This window comes from Nocardia sp. NPDC050697, from assembly GCF_040654395.1.
In the GTDB taxonomy this organism is placed as follows: Bacteria; Actinomycetota; Actinomycetes; order Mycobacteriales; family Mycobacteriaceae; genus Nocardia.
The window spans coordinates 210047-227060 of record NZ_JBFAHY010000006.1; the positions used below are offsets into that span (position 1 = coordinate 210047).

Below are 17014 nucleotides of genomic sequence, written 5' to 3' on the forward strand. Positions count from 1 at the left end.
GGGCCGCCGTCACGGCAGCTGGATCGACTGGGGGTGATGGAAGACGTCGCGCGGATCCCACGCGGCCTTGACCTGCTGTAAGCGGGGGTGGTTGTCCTTGTAGTAGAGGCGGGGCCACGGGATGCCGGTGTCGGGGTAGTGGATGTAGCAGCCGTCGGTGCGGTCGTCCGGGAGCGGCACGTTCCCGGTGCCCGCGTACACGGCGCGGAAGAGCCGGGTGGCCCAGGCGATGTGGGCGGCGTCCTCGGCGGGGTCGGTCCACAGCGACTGGTAAAGCACCTTGAAGATCGCGCCGCGCTGGGCCACCGCTGTGTCGCCGGGCGCCGCGAGCCCGACCTTGCCGCCCACCGGGTTGAGCACCACCATGGCGTGGCTGTTGGGGATCTCGGTGCTGGTCAGCGCGGCGTGGATGATCTCGGCCTGGGCGTCGGTGTGGCCGCGCAGGTGGTAGGCGGCGTGGTTGTCGCTGCGCACCGCGGGGTTGTTGCCGATCGCCGAGCCGGTGCTGAGCAGCAGGGTGGCGCGCAGCCAGGGGTAGACCTTCGGGGCGGGCGGCGGGGTGTCGGTGACGCCTGCCAGCAGGGCGCGCAGGTAGCGGTCGAGCAGCCCGGACCAGTCCGGGACGTCGGCGTCGATCTGGGTGAGCAGGGTGACGGCGCCGCTCGACTCGTGCGTGAGCGTCACCGAGCCGCTGAGCGCGCAGTACGGGCTGTCGGGGGCGCTGTTCGCCTCGTAGAACTGCCCGACATTGCGCAGCAGCCGGACGAAGCGGTCCCGGCTCAGCACCGGCCACGGGATCGGGACCGCGCTCACCGCCACCGTCTCCGGTATTGCCCCACCACAGGTCGTGGTCGGGGTCTTCCGGATCCCGGGTCGCGACAACCGCTTTCGCCCTCTTATCGGCATCCACGACGACGATCTCGACGGCGAGCAGGTGGTCGACGGTCAGCCCGTCGCGCCGGGAGAGCAACCCGAAGCCGCCGCCGCAGACGTGGCCGCCGATCCCGACCGAGTGGCAGAAGCCGCCCGGAATGGTGACGCCCCAGGACTTGTAGAGCTCGTCGTAGACATTGAGCAGCAGCGCGCCGGATTCCACCCGGAAGGCGCCGCGGCCGGCGTCGTAGCCGATGTCGTTCATGGCGGAGACGTCGATCACCGCCTCGACGCCGTCGTGGAAGACGTGGTCGGCCAGGCAGTGCCCGCCGCTGCGCACCGAGAGCGCGCGGTCCTCGTCCACCGCGCGCTGCACGGCGGCCACCACCTCGGCGGTGCTGCGCGGCACCGCCACATAGGCCGGGCGCGCGGTCCAGCGCTGGTTCACGCCGGTGACGAGCTCGCGGTAGCGGGGGTCGCCCGGCTCCACGTAGGCGGGCGCCGCCGGTGCGGTCGCCGCCTCGCCGGGGGCACCGCAGGCGGCGGCCGCCGCGGCCGCGCCGCCCAGTGACAGCACCCGCAGGAAGCCACCGCGGCTGATCGTGGTCGCCCCGGCACCCGCGGGACGCCGGCGCGGCGGAGACCCGGTCATCACAGCACCTCCGCCACGGCCGCGCTCCAGGAGAAACCCGCGCCGACCCCGGCGAAGAGCACCGCGTCGCCGGTGCGCAGCAGGTCGCGCTCGCGCAGGTGGGCCAGCCCGGCGATCTGATCGCCCGCGCCGAGGTGCCCCACCGTGCGCGCCAGCGACCAGGTGGTGCGCTCGATATCGATGTCGAAGGGGCGCAGGAAGGTGCTGCCGAGCCGGCGCAGCCCGAAGTGCGGAAGCACGAACCAGTCGATATCGCTGATCTTCACCCCGGCCTCGTCCAGGGCGCGGGTGACGACGAGCTCCTGCGCGCGCCGCACCTGCTCCACCGTGGCCAGCGTCGAGGTGCCCGCCAGGAAGTCCCGCTTCAGTGGCTCCAGGTCGACCCGGGGCCGCACCGCGAAGGGCGCGGCGCCGAACGGGTCGGTGCCGCGGTGCATCCCCTCCAGCGCGGGCTCCGAGACCTGCGCGAACGAGCGGAAGACCGCGAACCCGCCGGTGCGCGAGAGGACCAGCGCGGTGCCGCCGTCGCCGTAGACGGTGCCGGGGTCGCTGCGCCACCGGTCGAAGCCGGGCGCGGCGAACCGGTCGCCGGTGCTGATCAGCGCCAGCTCCAGGTCGCGCCGCGCCAGGTAGGCCCCGGCGAAATCGATCGCGGCCATGCCGCCGTTCGACATCTGTCTGATCTCCACCGAGATCGCGGCGCCCGCGCCGGCCGCGCGCTGCACGTAGGAGGAGGGCGACCACAGGTCGTGGCCCTGGTAGTAGACATCGGAGTGCGCGACCAGATCGAGCTCGGCGCCGGTGATCCCGGCATCGGCCAGCGCGACCGCCGCGGCCGCCGCGGCGAGCTCGGGGCCGGATTCGCCCGCGGAGACGGCGACGGTCGTCATCCCGGTGCCGGCCACGAGCTCGGACGGGTGGTCGCTCCCGGTCACCGGGGTACGGGGGCCGAGCGCGGTCCCCACGCCGCGCAGGAAGAGGGTGTCGTTCGCCACGATGGCAGGACCTCGCGATCGATTGAGCTGTGCTGGAACGTTTCCCGCTGCCGATCATGGGCGGGGCCGGTGGACCGGGACTGGAGAACCGGTCCAGGGCGGACGGCTCCAGGGCGCCTCTACCGCGCGCCCAGCGCGTCCCGGCACGGTCGGTCGGTGCCCGCACCGCGCGGGCCCGCGGAAGGACGGTCACCGTGAGCGAACGACGAGGCGTGGTGCTGGTGCTGCCCGGCCAGGGCACCCAGCGGGCCGGGATGGGCACCGGGCTGTACGCGGCGCTGCCCGCCTTCGCCGAGCGCGTCGACCACGTGCTCGGGCACTGGGGAGCGGCGGGCGCGGAGATCCGCGCGGACTGGCTGGCCGACTCCCCCGCGCTCGGCATCGACGACATCCGGCGCGCGCAGCCGCTGCTCTTCGCCATCGACTGGGCACTCGGCGACTACCTGCTCGCGCACGGCACCGCCCCGGTGGCGCTGGTCGGGCACAGCGTCGGCGAGCTGGCCGCGTCGGTGCTGGCCGGTGTCCTCGACCTGGCCGACGCGACCGCGCTCATGACCGACCGGCTGGTGCGGCTGGCCGACGCGCCGCCCGGCGCCATGCTCGCGGTGGCGGCCCGGCCGGAGGAGGTGGCGTTCTGCACCGGCGCCGGGGTGGACATCGGCGCGATCAATGCCCCGCGCCAGGTGGTGCTCGCCGGTTCGCTGCCGGATATCGAGCGCGCGGCGGCCCGGCTGGCCGCCGCCGGGATCAGCGCCAGGCCGGCCCGCTCACCGGTCGCCTTCCACAGCGCGCAGCTCGAGGCGCACGCGCTGCGCTCGGTGCCCGCGGTCCGCGCGATCGCGTTCCGCGAGCCCGCGCTGCCGCTCTGGTCGGCCTACACCGGCGCGCCGCTCACCGCGGAGCAGGTGCGCACACCGGAGTTCTGGGCGCGGCAGCCCGCCGCGCCGGTGCTCTTCTGGCCGACGCTCACCGCCGCGCTCGACCACGTCGGCCCCGCGCTGGTGGTGGAGGCCGGACCCGGCCGCAGCCTGAGCACGGCCGCGCGCAGGCACCCGGCGCTGGTCTCCGGCGCCTCGGCGGCGGTGGCGCTGCTGCCGCACGCGGCGGGCGACCCGGATCAGGATCTGCGCGCCTTCAAGGAGGCGCTGGCGCTGATCCGGGCCGGCAGCAGGGTGTGAGTCAGAAGTTGCCGAGCCCGCCGCAGACATTGATCGCCTGCGCGGTGATCGAGGCGGCGGGCTCCGAGGCCAGGTAGCCGACGAGCCCGGCCACCTCGTCCGGGGTGGAGTAGCGGCCGAGCGGAATGGTGGCGTTGAACTTGTCCAGCACCGCCTGCTCGGAGGTGTCCCAGATCTCGGCGTAGCCGGAGCGGACCCGCTCGGCCATCGGCGTCTCCACGTAGCCGGGGCAGACCGCGTTCACCGTGACGCCGGTCGGCGCGAGCTCCTTGCCGAGCGCCTTGCTGAAGCCGACCACGCCGTGCTTGGAGGCGCTGTACGGCGCCGCCAGCACCACGCCCTGCTTGCCTGCGGTGGAGGCGATATTGATGATCCGGCCCCAGCCGCTGCCCTCCAGCCCGGCCGCGAGCACGTGCCTGGTGAGCCGGAAGACGCTGTTCAGATTGGTCTCGATGATGTCGTCCCAGAGCTCGTCGGCGAGCTGCGAGGTGCGGCCGCCGCCATTGCGCCCGGCATTGTTCACCAGGATCTCGATCGGTCCGAACTCCGCGGTGGCCGCCGCGACCAGGGCCCGCAGCTGCTCGTCCGAGCGGACGTCGGCCACCGCCCCCGCCACCTGATATCCCTTGTCCCGCAGCCGCTGCACCGTCTCGCGCACCGTCTCCGCGGTGCGCGCCGCGATGAAGGTGCGGTGCCCGCGCTCCGCGAGCGTGGTCGCGACGGCGAGCCCGATGCCGCTCGTCGCTCCGGTGACCAGTGCCGTCCGTGCCGTCTCGGGCATCCCGCCTCCTGCTGTCGTTGCCGTGTTCCGACCTCGACTCTGACCCACCGCGATCCAGCGACGCTCCAGCCGGGGTCGCGGGTCAGCCGAAGCGGAAAGCGTTGGCGTAGGCCCACTCCCGGAAGGTGCGGGCGGGGCGGCCGAGCAGCTCGGCGACGGTTCCGTGCACGGCCGGGGTGGTGGCCAGGTAGCGGCGCTGCACCGGGATGTAGTCGCGGACGAACTCCGGCGGCTGGGTCCGGGCCAGCGCCGTCAGCGCCTCCTCCTCGGTGAGCCGGACCAGCTCGAGCGGCCTGCCGAGCACCGCGCTCAGGATCTCCACCTGGTCGGCGACGGTGACCACCTCGGGCCCGGTGAGGGTGTAGGTGGCGCCCCGGTGCGCGTCGACCCCGGCGTTCAGGATCAGCGCCGCCACCGCGGCCAGGTCATCCGGGTCGAGCAGCGGCGCCGCGAGTTCCGGGAAGAGCGCCTGCACCCGGCTGTGCTCCCGGATGCCTGGCGCCCAGCGCAGCGCGTTGGAGGCGAGCCCGCCGGGGCGCAGCGTGGCCAGCGGCACGCCCAGCTCGGCGAGCTGCTGCTCGGCCAGCAGGTGCTTGCGGTAGATCGGGTTGTCGAACCCCGCGAACTCGGTGTTCACCACCGCCTTCGAGGAGAGCAGCAGCACCCGCAGCTCCGGGTGCGCGGCCGCCGCCTTCGCGAAGGCGGCGGCGCCGTCCCCGACGGTGACCAGGAAGACCTGGTCGATGCCGTCCAGCGCGGCGGGCAGCGAGCCGGCGTCGGTGAGATCGCCCGCCACGGTCTCGATCCGCCGGTCGAGCTCGGTGCCGGGGGTGCGGTGCACCAGCACCCGCACCGAGTGCCCGGCGGCGAGCAGCTTGCCGGGCAGGTGCCTGGCGGCATTGCCGGTGGCGCCGGTGACGAGGATGCGGGACATGGCCTCACCGTCTTTCGTCGGTCTGGTAGGCGAGGTCGAGGGAGATGCCGCCCGCGACGGTCGCCGTGTCGTAGAGGTACTCCGCGCCGCCGAGGATGGCGTCGTGCAGGCGGCGGATCTTGGCCGATGCCTCCAGTCCGAGCTCCTCGCGCATCCGGCCGCGCAGGTCGCGGAAGCGGTCGAGCGCGTCGGCCTGCCTGCCCGAGCGGTACAGCGCGAGCATGAGCTGGGCGTGGATGTTCTCGTTCAGCGCGTACCGGGCGGAGAGGCTGGAGAGCTCGCCGATCAGCTGGTGGTGCCGGCCGAGCCGCAGCTCGGCCTCGATGCGCTGCTCGATGGCGCCGAGCCTGCGCTCCTCCAGCCCGCGCACATAGGTCTGCAGCGCGGCGCCGGTCTGGATGTCGACCACCGCGTCGCCGCGCCAGATGTCGGCGGCGGCGTTCAGCATCCGGACCGCCTTGAGGTCGTCGCCGGCGGCGGCGGCCTTCTCGCCGGTGCGGACCAGCCCGTCGAAGCGGAAGGCGTCCACCGTCTGCGGGTCGGCGCGCAGCATGTAGCCGTAGTCCTTGGTGATCAGGATGCTGCGCGCGGCCTCCAGCGAGCCGACGCCGGGCAGGTCGCTCAGCGACTTGCGGATCTGCAGCACGTAGGTCTGCAGCGTCGAGCCCGCGGTCGACGGCGGCTCGTCGCCCCACAGCTCCTCCACGCACAACCCGGTGGTGACCACGCTGTTGGCCTCGAAGACGAACAGGGCCAGCAACTGCTTGGGCTTGGGTGCGGTCGGCACCACGGAACGCCCGTGGAAGCCGACGAAGAGCGGACCTAGAACACTGAATTCGACAGACACGGCTGGCTCACCTTCATCTCGGCACAGCGGAGCCGCCGCACACCGCGATCCCCATGCGCGCTCGCGCGGGGTGATCAGCGGTGCCCGGCTCCGGCGGGGCGCGGTTCCACGGCACGAGCACGACGGCGACCCTGGCTACATCGCGCGCGTCCCCCGCCGACATCGGCCGCGGGCGTCGAGCCGGGAGCTACGATCGGCGGGACAGGCACGTTTCGCCATCGTCGCCCTCCCTTCCGATCGTGTACGCAGTTTATGTCTCCCGGCGGCCCCGCGCGACGCGAGCGCTCAGGCCGCCGACGCGGGCACCCGCCCGCCGTGCAGCGCGATCATGTCGCCGAACGAGCCGAGCACGTCGATCGGCGCCCCGAGCGGTCGCGCCGGGTCGAGCTCGAGCAGCGCGCGGTGCAGGTTCGACACCAGCCGCTCGGCCTCGCCGAGCCCGGCGAACTCGCCCGGCTCGGCCGCCGCGGCGATCTCCAGCGCGCTCGCCCCCGCCGCCGCGCCCTCGGCCGCCAGCCGCTGCACCCAGCGCAGGTAGCGGCGGTTCTCGGCGATCACCTCGGGGCCGGAGACCGGGCCGTGCCCCGGCACCACGATCAGCGGGTCGAGCGCGGCGGCGGCGTCCAGCGCGGCCAGGGTGCCCGCCACCGAGCCCATCAGGCAGTACGGCGCGACCCCCGCCATCACGATGTCACCGGCGAAGAGCACCCGCTGCTCGGGCAGCCAGGCCAGCAGGTCGCCGGTGGTGTGCGCCGGGCCGGGGTGGATCAGCTCGAGCGCGGTGCCGCCGAGGTGCAGCACCGCGCCTGCGTCGACGGTGAGGTCGGGCAGCCGCAGCTCGATCGCGCCCCAGTCGACATCGCGCCAGAGCGTGGTCATGCCGAGCCCGGCCCGTTCGGCCTCGGCCCTGGTCTCGGTGTGCGCGACGATCAGCGACCGGTCGAACACCGCGTTGCCGAACGAGTGGTCGCCGTGGAAGTGCGTGTTCACCAGCCACTCCGGGGCCGCGCCGTGCAGCAGCTCGGCCACCGTGGCCGCCAGCGCCCGGCTGCGCCGCTCGGTGGCGGTGGTGTCGACCAGTGCCGCGTGCCCGCCGGAGCGGATCAGCCCGGCATTGTTCACGCACCAGCCGCCGTCCGGCTGGATGTAGGCGAAGACGTCGGGCGCCACTTCCGCCAGCACCGGGGTGACGGCGTGCGCGGGGAGAGAACTCATGGCTCCAGCCTGACCGCCGCTGCTCCAGCCACGGTCCACGAACGGTCCAGCCGCTCAGCTCCAGCGCGAGGGGCTGGCCTCCGGCACCACCTGGTGTTCGCGCAGGAACGCGAAGTTGGTGCCGAAGTTGCGCCGGATCACCTCGAAGTTGGTGGTGGAGGCGAACTCCGGCACCGCGTGCAGCGACCTGGCGTAGGCCCACAGGTGCGGGAAGCCGCCGGGATACCGCGCGTTGGATTCGAAGATGCCCGGGTAGGCGACCTCGAAGCGGACCAGCGAGACGTACAGCCGGACATCGGATTCGGTGATGGTGTCACCGTTCAGGTAGCGGCGGCCGGCCAGCCGGGTGTCGAGGCCCGCCAGCGCGTCCATGGTGTCGGCGATCAGCGCCCGGTGGTTCTCCTCCCTGGCCTCGTGCCCGAGGATGTGGATCACGCTGTGAATATTGTCGTAGAGCCACTCGTTGATCTCGTCGATCTCGGCGCGCAGCGCGGCCGGGTAGAGATCGGCGTCCCCGGTGGCGAACTCGTCGAAGCGAATGGCCAGGTCGCGGCTGATGGCGTCGGCGTCGTTGCTCACGATCACCCGGTTGTGCGTGTCCCACAGCGTGGGGACGCCGGCCCGGTGCCCCGGCTCCATGGCCTCCCAGACGGCGCGCAGCGCGGCCGGGTCGTCGTCGGAGTAGGAGATCGCGACGGTGTTCTCCAGCCCCTTGAGCTTGCGGGTGATGGCGGCGCGGTTCGACCACGAACAGCCCCAGCTCACGAAGAGCCGGTAGCGCTCCGGCTCGGCCGGGAACGACGGGGTGCCGAGCCTGCCCTGGAACCGGGCCGGGGGCCGGACGATCGAGCCGTCCGGGCGGCGCATCACCCCGGCCGCGGAATCGGGCATGTCGCAGCTCGCGGCCGGAGCCTGGTCGGCGCGCCGGAACACGTCGGTGCTCATCGGTTCTCCTCGGGGTCGGGAACGGGCCGCGGGGTCGCGGCCACGAGATCGCGGGTGTACGGGTGGACCGGGTTGCCGAGAACCTCGGCGGTGCCGCCGGATTCGACCACCCGGCCCTCGGCCAGCACGATCAGCCGCTCGGTGACCGCGGCGGCGGCATTGAGGTCGTGCGTGATGAAGACGACGGCGAGGCCGAGGTCGGCGCGCAGGGTGCGCAGCAGCGCCAGGATCCGGGTGCTCGCGGTGTCGTCCAGGGCGGAGACGGCCTCGTCGCAGATGAGCACCCGCGGGCCGGTGGCGAGGGCGCGGGCGATGGCGACGCGCTGGCACTGGCCGCCGGAGAGGCGGTCCGGAGTGTGCGACAGCACGTTCGCCGGGAGCCCGACGCGCTCGGCCAGCTCGCGCACCCGGTTCTTCCGGTCGCCGAGTCCGAAGGCGCGCAGCGGCTCCTCGATGGCGCGGTGCGCGGAGTAGCGGGGGTCGATGGCGGAGAACGGTTGTTGCGCGACGAGCTGCACCGCGCGGCGGAACTCGCGGCGGCCGGCGCGGTCGAGGGCGCGCAGGTCGGTGCCGGCGAAGCGGACCGCGCCGGCGTCCGGCGGTTCCAGGCCGGTGAGCAGCCGGGCCAGCGTGGACTTGCCCGCGCCGGAGCCGCCGACCAGGGCGAGGGCGTCGCCGGGGGCGAGCGTCAGCGAGGCGTCGTGCACGCCGGTCGGGCCGTGCGCGCCGGGGTACAGGCGGCGGACCCCGTCCAGGGTCAGGAGCTCGGCGGGCGCGGTGTCCCCGGCGCGGGGCGGGGGCACGCGCACCCGCTCGTCCGGCCGCGGCGTCGTCCCCGGCCGCACGCGGGCGGCGCGGATCACCGAGGCGATATCGCCGTCGGCGGCGACGGTTCCGCCACCGAGCAGCACACCGCGGTGCGCGCGCTGCGCGGCCAGCGCGAGGTCGTGCGTCACCAGGAGGACGCCGATCCGCTCCCGCTCGGCGAGCGCGGCGATCCAATCCATGACCCTGGCCTGCGCCAGCGTGTCCAGCGCCGCCGACGGCTCGTCGGCGACGAGCAGCGCGGGCCCGGCGGCCAGCGCGACCGCGATGAGCACGCGCTGCGCCATCCCGCCGGAGAGCTCGTGCGGGTAGCGCCGCGCGACGGCCTCCGGGTCGTCGAAGCCGACCCGGCCGAGCAGCTCGGCGAGCCGCGCCCGCCGCTGCTCCCGGGAGAGCCGCCGCGCACCGGGCACCCCCTCCAGGATCTGCGGGCCGACGCGCAGCACGGGATCGAGCGCGACGGTGCAGTCCTGCGGCACCAGCCCGGCCAGCCGCCCGCGAATGGCGCGCAGCTGCCGCCGGTCCGCGGGGTCCACCGGCTGCCCGCCGAAGGCCAGCTCGGCGGTCTCCGCGCGCCCGCCCTCCGGCAGCAGCCCGAGCACCGCGTTGAGGATGCTCGACTTGCCGGAGCCGGATTGCCCGAGCAGCGCGACGATCTCCCCCGGCCGCACCTCGAGATCGACGTCCCGCACCGCGGGCTCCCGCCCGGCGTAGCGCACGGTGAGCCCGCGCACCCGCAGCGCGGGCACCGTCGCGGTCTGTACCGCGGTCATGTCCCGGCCTCCTCCGGTTGCAGGTACGCCGCGAGCGCGTTGACCGCGATCACCACGACCGCGATCACCGCCCCCGGCGCGATGCCGAGCCACCACTCGGTGGAGACCGAGCCGCGCCCGGCGGCGACCAGCGCACCCCACTCCGGCGAGGGCGGCGCCGCGCCGAAGCCGAGGAACGACAGCGCCGAGATCCCGAGCACCGCGGCCGCGAACTCCAGCGCGGCCAGCGCCGCCACCGGCCGGGTGGCGTTCGGCAGCACGTGCAGCAGCAGCACCGCGAGGTGCCCGCGGCCGGAGACCCGCGCGGCGGTGACGTACGGCCGGGCCGCGATGCGCAGCACCTCCGCCCGCGTGAGCCGGGCCACGCTGCCGATGCTCACCAGCCCGACCGCGAGCGCCACGTTCACCGTGCCGAACCCGAAGGTGGTGATCAGGCTCATGGCCAGCAGGAACGACGGCACCGAGAGCAGCACGTCGACCAGCCTGCCGACGAGGTCGCCGGTGAGCCCGCCGAAGTACCCGGCCACCAGCCCGAGCAGCCCACCGGCGAGCAGCGCCACCGCGACCGCGAGCAGCGCGGCCGGCACCGAGGCCGAGGTGCCGTGCACCACCCGGGCGAAGAGGTCGCGGCCGAGGCCGTCGGTGCCGAACCAGTGCTCGGCGCCGGGCGGGCGGTAGGTGGCCGCCGGGTCCACCGCGAGCGGGTCGTGGCGCGCGAAGACGCCGGGCGCGACCATCCAGCCGACGATCAGCGCGGGCACCGCGAGCGCGAGCAGCACCCCGGCGCGGTCACGCGAACGCACGGTCACCCCGGGCGCCGAGTTCGGGCGGCCTGCCGCCGCCGAGCCGGATCCGCGGGTCCAGCACCGGGTAGAGCAGGTCGATCACCAGGTTCACGGTGACGATAAGCGCCGAGCCGAGCACCGTCACCGCGAGCACCACCGGGGTGTCCCGGTCCACGATGGCGTCGGCGGTGAGCTTGCCCATGCCGTGCCGGGAGAAGACCGTCTCCACCACCACCGAGCCGGAGACCAGCCCGCCGATCAGCATGCCGGTCATGGTCAGCGCGGGCAGGCTCGCGTTCCGCAGCAGGTGCCCGAGGACGATCCTGGTCTCGCCGATCCCCTTGGCGCGCAGGGTCCGGACGAAGGGCTGGCGGGCGGTGGCGGCCAGGCTGCGGCCGAGGATCTGGCCGACCACCGCCGCCACCGGAACGGCGAGGGTGAGCGCGGGCAGCAGCACCGCGGCCGGGCCGCGCCCGCCGATGCCGGGCAGCAGCCGCCACTCGAAGGCGACGAAGTGCACGAGCAGCAGCCCGATCAGGAAGGTGGGCAGCGAGATCGCCAGTACCGGAACGGTGCTCAGCGCCCGGCTCAGCCCGCGCGGCCGGGCCAGCGCCGCGGCGACGGCGAGCAGGATCCCGGCGGGCAGCCCGATGGCGAGCGCCACCCCCGCCAGCTCCAGGGTGCCGGGCAGCGCGTCCCGCAGCACCGCCCCGACATTCTCGTTCGACCGGATGGAGTACCCCGGGTCGCCGCGCAGCAGCCCGGCTCCGTAGTCGAGGTACTGCCGCCACACCGGCCGGTCCAGCCCGAGCCGCTCGCGCAGCGCCGCGACCTGGGCCGCGGAGAGCTCGGCATTGTCCGCGCCGCTCTCGCTGAGCTGGATCCGCACCGGATCGCCCGGCAGCACCCGCAGGATCAGGAACGCGAGACCGTAGGCCACCCACACGGTGAGCGCGGCCTGCAGCACCCGCAGCACGACGAACCGGCGCATCAGGCGCCCCACGCGGTGTCGTGGAAGCTGCCGTCCACCGGGTACCCGGCGAGCCGGGAGTCGGTCGCCACCAGCGCGCCGGGTTCGTAGAGCGGAACCGCGAGCCCGCGCTCCAGGATGGCGCGCTGGATGGCGGCGACGGTGACCGCGCGCTGCGCCGGATCCGCCTGCGCCGCCTGCTGGTCGAGCGCGGCGTTGAGCGGGTCGTCGGCGCCGAGCCTGGCCCGGTTCTTGCCCGCGGCGGCGAAGACGGTGCGCAGCACATCCGGATCGCCGCGGCCCTGGTTGAAGACCAGCAGGTCGTAGTCGCCCGCGTCCTGGGCTGGGGAGAGCTCGGCGACCGGGAGGCCGCGCAGCCGCAGCTCGATCCCGCTGCGCGCCCACTGCTGCTGCAGCAGCTCCAGCAGCGGGCCGTTGATCTGATCCACCGACGGGTAGGTCAGCGCCAGGCTGAGCCGCTGCCCGTTCCGCACCCGCACGCCGTCCGGGCCCGGCCGCCAGCCCGCCGCGTCGAGCAGCCGCGCGGCCTTCGCCCCGTCGAAGCCGAGCTGGTCGGCGAGCGCCAGGTAGCCGGGGGTGTTGGCGGTGAGGATGCCGGTCGCGGCGGGGGCGGCGCCGCCGAGCGCCACTCCGACCAGCTGGCCGCGGTCGGTGGCGGGCAGCAGCGCGCGGCGTACCGCCTCGTCGGCGAGCGGGCCGCGGGTGACATTCGGCGTCGCGGTGTAGACGATGCCGGGCGCGGCGATGCGCACCGTGCTGAACCGGTCGGCGGGCAGCCCGTCCAGCTGCCGCTTCGGAATGCCGGTCGCCACGTCGACGGTGCCGGAGTTCAGCGCGTCGAACTGCACGCCCGGCTCCTTCACCAGCTGGAAGTCGAGGCGCTGCAGCGTCGCCGGGCCCGGCCGCCACGGCTCGGCGCCCCAGGCGTAGTCGGGGCGGCGCAGCAGCGAGACCCGCTCCTTGCCCTGGATGCCCTCCAGGGTGAACGGCCCGGTGCCCGCGTACCGGCCGGCGCAGCGCTCCTGCGGTGTCCGGGTCCAGGCGGCGGGCGAGATCGGGGCGAGCGCGGTGGTCGAGGCGGCCTGCGGGAACGAGCTCTTCGGCGCGGTGAAGCGCACGGTGAGCGTGTCCGGCGCCGCCGCGACGGCCTCGACGTACCCGCTGAGCAAGCTGTTGGCGGTGGCCGCCTGGGCGCCGAGCGCGACGACGCCGTCCCAGGTGGTCTTGACCGCGGCGGCGTCGAGCGGGGCGCCGTCGCTGAAGGTGACGCCGGCGCGCAGCACGAAGGTCCACTCGGTACCGGTGGCATTGCCGCTCCAGGACCGCGCCAGCCACGGGTGCAGCGAGCCGTCGGCCGGGTCCTGGTAGACCAGCGAGTCCACCAGCGGCCGGACGAACGGGCTGCTGTTGGCGGTGAGGTTCTGCGCCGGGTCGACGCAGTCCGCGGTATTGGCGGTCGCGATGGTCAGCGCATCCTTTCCGCTCGCGGAGTCCGCGGTGCCGCAGCCCGCGGCGGCGAGCGTGCCGAGCAGGGCCGCGGCCAGCGCCGTGGCGCGGATTCTCATGGCCGCGCCGCCGGGGCCAGGTCGTCGCGGATCACCAGCCGGTCGGCGACCGCGAGGGTGCCGTCCTCGGCGCGGTGCAGTTCGTCGCGCACCAGCACGCTCGGCAGGAACCGCACGGCCCCCTCCCGGTCGGTGAGCGAGGTCAGCGCGTAGTAGCTGACCAGCAGGATCTCGGCGGACGGGCCGGGGTCGATGACGAACTGGTCGAACCAGTGCCGGTGCGTCGCCGCGGCGTGCGCGGCGGCGGTGGCCCTGGTGGCCGCGGCGATGGCCGGGCGGCCGCGCAGCGCGTCGTCCCTGGAGGCGTGGCGCAGCACGCCGTCCGGGGTGAAGGTGGCGGCGAAGCCGTCGGCGTCCACGTCGTCCAGCAGCCGCGCCTGGCGGGCCAGGAAGTCGCGGACGCGGACGGAGGTCTCGACATCGTGCCGGAGGGTCCCGGAATCGTCGGTGATGGTCACGGAATTCTCCCGTTTCTCTGTGCTCAGGCCACCGAGCGCTTCGCCTCGGCGAAGTCCCGCGCTGCCTCGAGCGTGCGAATGCTGTTGCCGCCGAGCGCGGCCCGGACCCGCCGCTCCACATCGGCGCGGTCGGCGGCGCCGAGCCGGGCGCGCAGCGCCTCGACGTCGACCCGGGCGGTGTGGTGCGAGGTGGCCACGGTGCTCCCGCCGGACTCGGCGAGCGTCCAGCGGCCGTGGTGGCCGAGGAACCCGGCGGGCAGCACGTCCTGCTTGTAGGCGAGCTCGAACGGCCCGCTGCGGACCCGGTGCGAGCGGGTGGTGTGCGCCTCCCCGGTGCCGGTGACGGTGTCCATCTCCAGCACCTGGGTCTCGTCCAGGTAGCTCAGCGCCACCCGGGACACGTGCGGCAGCCGCTGCGGCCACAGGTCGGCCCGGTACAGGAAGTCGAAGATCGGCTGCGCGGGCGCGGCGATCTCGATGCTGTCGGCGAAGGTGAAGGTGGCGACCGAGCCGTCCGCGGCGGCGCGCGCCGCCGCGGCGACCGCGGCCAGCTCCTGCTCGCTGTAGGCGTCGATCGCCCGCTCGATCCAGGCCACGTGCTCGGGGTCGTCGTCCTGCGCGGTGTAGGTGTGGTCCAGGATCACCGTGGCGGTGCCGTCCGGGTGCGTCTCCACCCGCCAGATCCCGGACATCGAGGCGACCGGGGGCGCGGAGACCAGCTGCCGGAAGTGCACGGTGCGCCGCTCGGGGTCGAGCTCGCGCCGCGACCGCCAGGACTTGACGGTGCCCGGCGCGTGCGCCCACAGGTCGAGGAATTCGTCGTCGCCGCCCGCGGCCGCGCGCCGCACGTGCACGGTGGGCGGGAAGACCACCGGCCAGCGCTCGGCGTCGGCGATCACCGCGTAGAGCGCGGCCGCGGGCGCGGCCACGTTGACGGTGTGCCTGGTGGTGTACTCGGTATCGGGTGCGGGCATGTCGAGCTCCTGGATCATGCGGTGGGGATTCGGGTTTCAGCGCAGGTGCACGCCGCCGTCGACCAGCAGCACGGTGCCGGTCGCGTAGGTCGCGCGGGCCAGGCCGAGCACCGCCTCGGCGACGTCGCCCGGCGCGCCGAGGCGGCGCAGCGGCGCGATCTCCCGCACCTGGGCGCGCGGGCCGGTGAGCGCGGTGGTGAAGGCGGTGTCGATGAGCCCGGGCGCCACCGCGTTCACCCGGATCTCCGGGCCGAGGGTGGCGGCGAGCAGCCGGGTCAGGTGCTCGACGGCGGCCTTGCTCACCGCGTACGGGATCGAGCTGCCCGCGGGCCTGCTGCCCGCGATGGAGGAGATATTGACGATCTGCCCGTGCGGGGAGCGCCGCAGGTGCTCGGCCGCGGCGACGGTGAGCCGCCAGGTGCCGAACACATTGACCTCGAAGATCTCCCGCCACACCTCGACCGAGGCCGCCGCGAGGTCGGCGTGCGGGATCTGCCTGGTCACCCCGGCGTTGTTCACCAGCACGTCCAGCCCGCCGAACTCGGCCACCACCCGGTTCACCAGGTCGGCGGCCTCGGTGTCGTCGGTGATGTCGGCGCGGAAGTAGCGCGCGCCCGGGATGTCCGAGGCCACCTTCTCCCCCGCCTCGACCGAGTTCGCGGAGTTCACCGCGACCCGGTACCCGGCCGCGCCGAACCGGGCGGCGATCTCCGCGCCGATCCCCGAGGACGACCCGGTGACGAGCACCACCGGCTCGCGCGTTTCGCTGTCGCTCATACCTGCTGCTCCTTCCGCCCGGCCGCGAAGGCGATCGCGGACACCGGGCACGTATCGCGGACCTCGGCCAGCCGCGCGGTCAGCGCCACCTCGGCCGCGGCGAGGCCGGGCCGCAGCACGACGGTGCCGAGCTCGTCGTCCTGGTCGAAGAACTCCGGCGCCAGCCGGGCGCAGTGGCCGGAGCCGATGCAGCGCCCGGCGTCGGTGCGGATGCGGACGGCCACGGTGTCACCACGCGACCCGCAGCTCGTGCAGCCCGTAGACCGACTTCTCCGGCCCGAAGGTGCTGTCGCCGGTGAGCCGCAGCGTCGGCACCCGCTCGAAGAGCCGGGTCAGCGCGATCTCCAGCTCCCTGCGGGCCAGCGGCTGGCCGAGGCACTGGTGGATGCCGAAGCCGAAGGCCAGGTGCCGGTTCGGCTCCCGGTCGATGTCGAAGCGGGTGGCCTCGGCGAAGACCGATTCATCGCGGTTCGCGGCGGGCACCGAGGCGATCACGCCCTCGCCCCTCCGGATCAGCGTGCCACCGATCTCGACGTCCTCGAGCGCCACCCGCGGGACCCCCGTGTGCACGATGGAGAGGAAGCGCAGCAGCTCCTCTACCACCCGGGTGATCAGCGCGGGGTCGGCGCGCAGCCGGGCGTGCTGCTCCGGGTGGCCGAGCAGCGTGTAGACGCCGAGCCCGATCATATTGGCGGTGGTCTCGTGCCCGGCGACCAGCAGCAGCAGCGCCGAGCTCTTCAGGTCCTCGGGGTCGAGCTCGCCGGTCACCACCCGCTCGTGCACCAGCCGGGAGAGCACGTCGTCGCCCGGCTCGGCGCGCTTGCGTTCCGCCAGTTCGCCCAGGTACTCCCGTAATTCGACGACGGCCCGCGCGCTCTGCTCCAGGGTGAACTCGGAGCTGAGCATGCGCCTGCCCCGCTCCTGGAAGTACTCGTGGTCGGCGTACGGGACCCCGAGCAGCTCGGCGATCACCGCGGACGGGATCGGCAGCGCGAAGTTCGCCACCAGGTCGGCGGGGTGCCCGGCGCCGAGCAGCTGGTCGATGAAGCGGTCCACGATGGCCTCGATCGCCGGGCGCAGCGCGTCGATCCGCTTGACGATGAACTCCCGGCTCAGCATCCGGCGCAGCCGGTCGTGCTCCGGCGGGTCGAGCCGCAGGAACGGGATGTGCTTCTGCCCCACGCTCGCCCGCAGCGCGGCGGAGACGAAGGGGAAGCCGGCGTTGCGGGCGTCGGCGCTGAACCGGTGGTCGCCGAGGACCGCCTTGACGTCCTCGTAGCGGGTCAGCAGCCAGGCCTCGGTGCCGCTGTAGAGGGTGATCCGCGCGGTCGGGGTGCTGCCGCGCAGCAGCGCGTACTCGCGCGGCGGGTGCAGCTCGTCGGTGCGCTCGAACGGGAACGGGGGCGCCTGGGTCGGCGTGTGCACGGACAAGGCCGGAACCTTCCT

General features: G+C 74.3%; 17 protein-coding genes and 1 pseudogene. 1 reads left to right on the forward strand and 17 read right to left on the reverse strand.

Annotated features, from left to right (window positions below; translation table 11 throughout):
- Positions 1-9 precede the first annotated feature (9 nt).
- The 3 genes and pseudogenes from AB0H71_RS21940 to AB0H71_RS21950 form a co-directional block, all read right to left on the reverse strand.
- Positions 10-813 carry a BBE domain-containing protein gene (locus tag AB0H71_RS21940; protein ID WP_357023835.1) on the reverse strand — a complete coding sequence of 268 codons (804 nt, stop codon included), beginning with the start codon at positions 811-813 and terminating at the stop codon, positions 10-12.
- A 157-nt stretch (positions 814-970) separates the two neighbouring features.
- A pseudogene (locus AB0H71_RS21945) lies at positions 971-1525 on the reverse strand (FAD-binding protein); the annotation flags it as partial.
- A complete protein-coding gene (locus AB0H71_RS21950; protein WP_357023838.1) occupies positions 1525-2520 on the reverse strand; it encodes a ketoacyl-ACP synthase III family protein in 996 nt (331 codons plus the stop codon). The gene AB0H71_RS21950 and the pseudogene AB0H71_RS21945, both read right to left, overlap by 1 nt.
- 194 nt (positions 2521-2714) lie before the next feature.
- On the opposite strand from AB0H71_RS21950, the gene AB0H71_RS21955 reads away from it, so the two are divergent.
- Positions 2715-3698, forward strand: a complete 984-nt coding sequence (locus tag AB0H71_RS21955; RefSeq protein WP_357023841.1) for an acyltransferase domain-containing protein — start codon at positions 2715-2717, stop codon at positions 3696-3698.
- A gap of 1 nt (position 3699) precedes the next feature.
- On the opposite strand, the gene AB0H71_RS21960 is transcribed toward AB0H71_RS21955, so the two are convergent.
- The 14 genes from AB0H71_RS21960 to AB0H71_RS22025 all read right to left on the reverse strand — a co-directional run bounded on the left by AB0H71_RS21960 (position 3700) and on the right by AB0H71_RS22025 (position 16993).
- Positions 3700-4479, reverse strand: coding sequence for an SDR family NAD(P)-dependent oxidoreductase (locus AB0H71_RS21960; RefSeq protein WP_357023843.1), 780 nt, complete (start codon positions 4477-4479; stop codon positions 3700-3702).
- 82 nt (positions 4480-4561) lie between these two features.
- Positions 4562-5413: an NAD(P)H-binding protein gene (locus tag AB0H71_RS21965; protein WP_357023846.1), complete on the reverse strand. Its 852-nt coding sequence runs from the start codon at positions 5411-5413 to the stop codon at positions 4562-4564.
- 4 nt (positions 5414-5417) lie between these two features.
- On the reverse strand, positions 5418-6260 hold the full coding sequence (locus tag AB0H71_RS21970; RefSeq protein ID WP_357023849.1) for a BTAD domain-containing putative transcriptional regulator: 843 nt from the start codon (positions 6258-6260) through the stop codon (positions 5418-5420).
- Positions 6261-6545: 285 nt separating this feature from the next.
- Positions 6546-7475, reverse strand: coding sequence for an MBL fold metallo-hydrolase (locus tag AB0H71_RS21975; RefSeq protein ID WP_357023852.1), 930 nt, complete (start codon positions 7473-7475; stop codon positions 6546-6548).
- A 54-nt stretch (positions 7476-7529) separates the two neighbouring features.
- The gene (locus AB0H71_RS21980; protein WP_357023855.1) at positions 7530-8420 is read right to left on the reverse strand and encodes a glutathione S-transferase C-terminal domain-containing protein; all 891 of its coding nucleotides are present in this window, start codon (positions 8418-8420) and stop codon (positions 7530-7532) included.
- Entirely contained in the window at positions 8417-10018 is a 1602-nt protein-coding gene (locus tag AB0H71_RS21985) for an ABC transporter ATP-binding protein (RefSeq protein ID WP_357023858.1), read from the reverse strand. The genes AB0H71_RS21980 and AB0H71_RS21985 overlap by 4 nt, the downstream gene beginning before the upstream one ends.
- Positions 10015-10821: an ABC transporter permease gene (locus AB0H71_RS21990; RefSeq protein ID WP_357023860.1), complete on the reverse strand. Its 807-nt coding sequence runs from the start codon at positions 10819-10821 to the stop codon at positions 10015-10017. The genes AB0H71_RS21985 and AB0H71_RS21990 overlap by 4 nt, the downstream gene beginning before the upstream one ends.
- Positions 10808-11794: an ABC transporter permease gene (locus tag AB0H71_RS21995; RefSeq protein WP_357023863.1), complete on the reverse strand. Its 987-nt coding sequence runs from the start codon at positions 11792-11794 to the stop codon at positions 10808-10810. The genes AB0H71_RS21990 and AB0H71_RS21995 overlap by 14 nt, the downstream gene beginning before the upstream one ends.
- Positions 11794-13359, reverse strand: a complete 1566-nt coding sequence (locus tag AB0H71_RS22000) for an ABC transporter substrate-binding protein (protein ID WP_357023866.1) — start codon at positions 13357-13359, stop codon at positions 11794-11796. Before AB0H71_RS22000 ends, AB0H71_RS21995 begins: the two co-directional genes overlap by 1 nt.
- The gene (locus tag AB0H71_RS22005; RefSeq protein WP_357023869.1) at positions 13356-13817 is read right to left on the reverse strand and encodes a nuclear transport factor 2 family protein; all 462 of its coding nucleotides are present in this window, start codon (positions 13815-13817) and stop codon (positions 13356-13358) included. Before AB0H71_RS22005 ends, AB0H71_RS22000 begins: the two co-directional genes overlap by 4 nt.
- 23 nt (positions 13818-13840) lie before the next feature.
- On the reverse strand, positions 13841-14791 hold the full coding sequence (locus AB0H71_RS22010) for an aromatase/cyclase (protein WP_357023872.1): 951 nt from the start codon (positions 14789-14791) through the stop codon (positions 13841-13843).
- A gap of 36 nt (positions 14792-14827) precedes the next feature.
- A complete protein-coding gene (locus AB0H71_RS22015) occupies positions 14828-15568 on the reverse strand; it encodes an SDR family oxidoreductase (RefSeq protein WP_357023875.1) in 741 nt (246 codons plus the stop codon).
- The gene (locus AB0H71_RS22020) at positions 15565-15792 is read right to left on the reverse strand and encodes a ferredoxin (protein WP_357023878.1); all 228 of its coding nucleotides are present in this window, start codon (positions 15790-15792) and stop codon (positions 15565-15567) included. The genes AB0H71_RS22015 and AB0H71_RS22020 overlap by 4 nt, the downstream gene beginning before the upstream one ends.
- Positions 15793-15796: 4 nt before the next feature.
- Positions 15797-16993, reverse strand: a complete 1197-nt coding sequence (locus AB0H71_RS22025) for a cytochrome P450 (protein WP_357024520.1) — start codon at positions 16991-16993, stop codon at positions 15797-15799.
- Between the last annotated feature and the right edge of the window lie 21 nt (positions 16994-17014).

What these genes read in the sequence shown, in the direction of transcription:
- AB0H71_RS21995 (WP_357023863.1), bottom strand. Translation starts at nt 11,794, where the DNA reads ATGCGCCGGTTCGTCGTGCTGCGGGTGCTGCAGGCCGCGCTCACCGTG.
- AB0H71_RS21985 (WP_357023858.1), bottom strand. Translation starts at nt 10,018, where the DNA reads ATGACCGCGGTACAGACCGCGACGGTGCCCGCGCTGCGGGTGCGCGGG.
- AB0H71_RS22000 (WP_357023866.1), bottom strand. Translation starts at nt 13,359, where the DNA reads ATGAGAATCCGCGCCACGGCGCTGGCCGCGGCCCTGCTCGGCACGCTC.
- AB0H71_RS22015 (WP_357023875.1), bottom strand. Translation starts at nt 15,568, where the DNA reads ATGAGCGACAGCGAAACGCGCGAGCCGGTGGTGCTCGTCACCGGGTCG.
- AB0H71_RS21980 (WP_357023855.1), bottom strand. Translation starts at nt 8,420, where the DNA reads ATGAGCACCGACGTGTTCCGGCGCGCCGACCAGGCTCCGGCCGCGAGC.
- AB0H71_RS21965 (WP_357023846.1), bottom strand. Translation starts at nt 5,413, where the DNA reads ATGTCCCGCATCCTCGTCACCGGCGCCACCGGCAATGCCGCCAGGCAC.
- AB0H71_RS22010 (WP_357023872.1), bottom strand. Translation starts at nt 14,791, where the DNA reads ATGCCCGCACCCGATACCGAGTACACCACCAGGCACACCGTCAACGTG.
- AB0H71_RS21975 (WP_357023852.1), bottom strand. Translation starts at nt 7,475, where the DNA reads ATGAGTTCTCTCCCCGCGCACGCCGTCACCCCGGTGCTGGCGGAAGTG.
- AB0H71_RS21960 (WP_357023843.1), bottom strand. Translation starts at nt 4,479, where the DNA reads ATGCCCGAGACGGCACGGACGGCACTGGTCACCGGAGCGACGAGCGGC.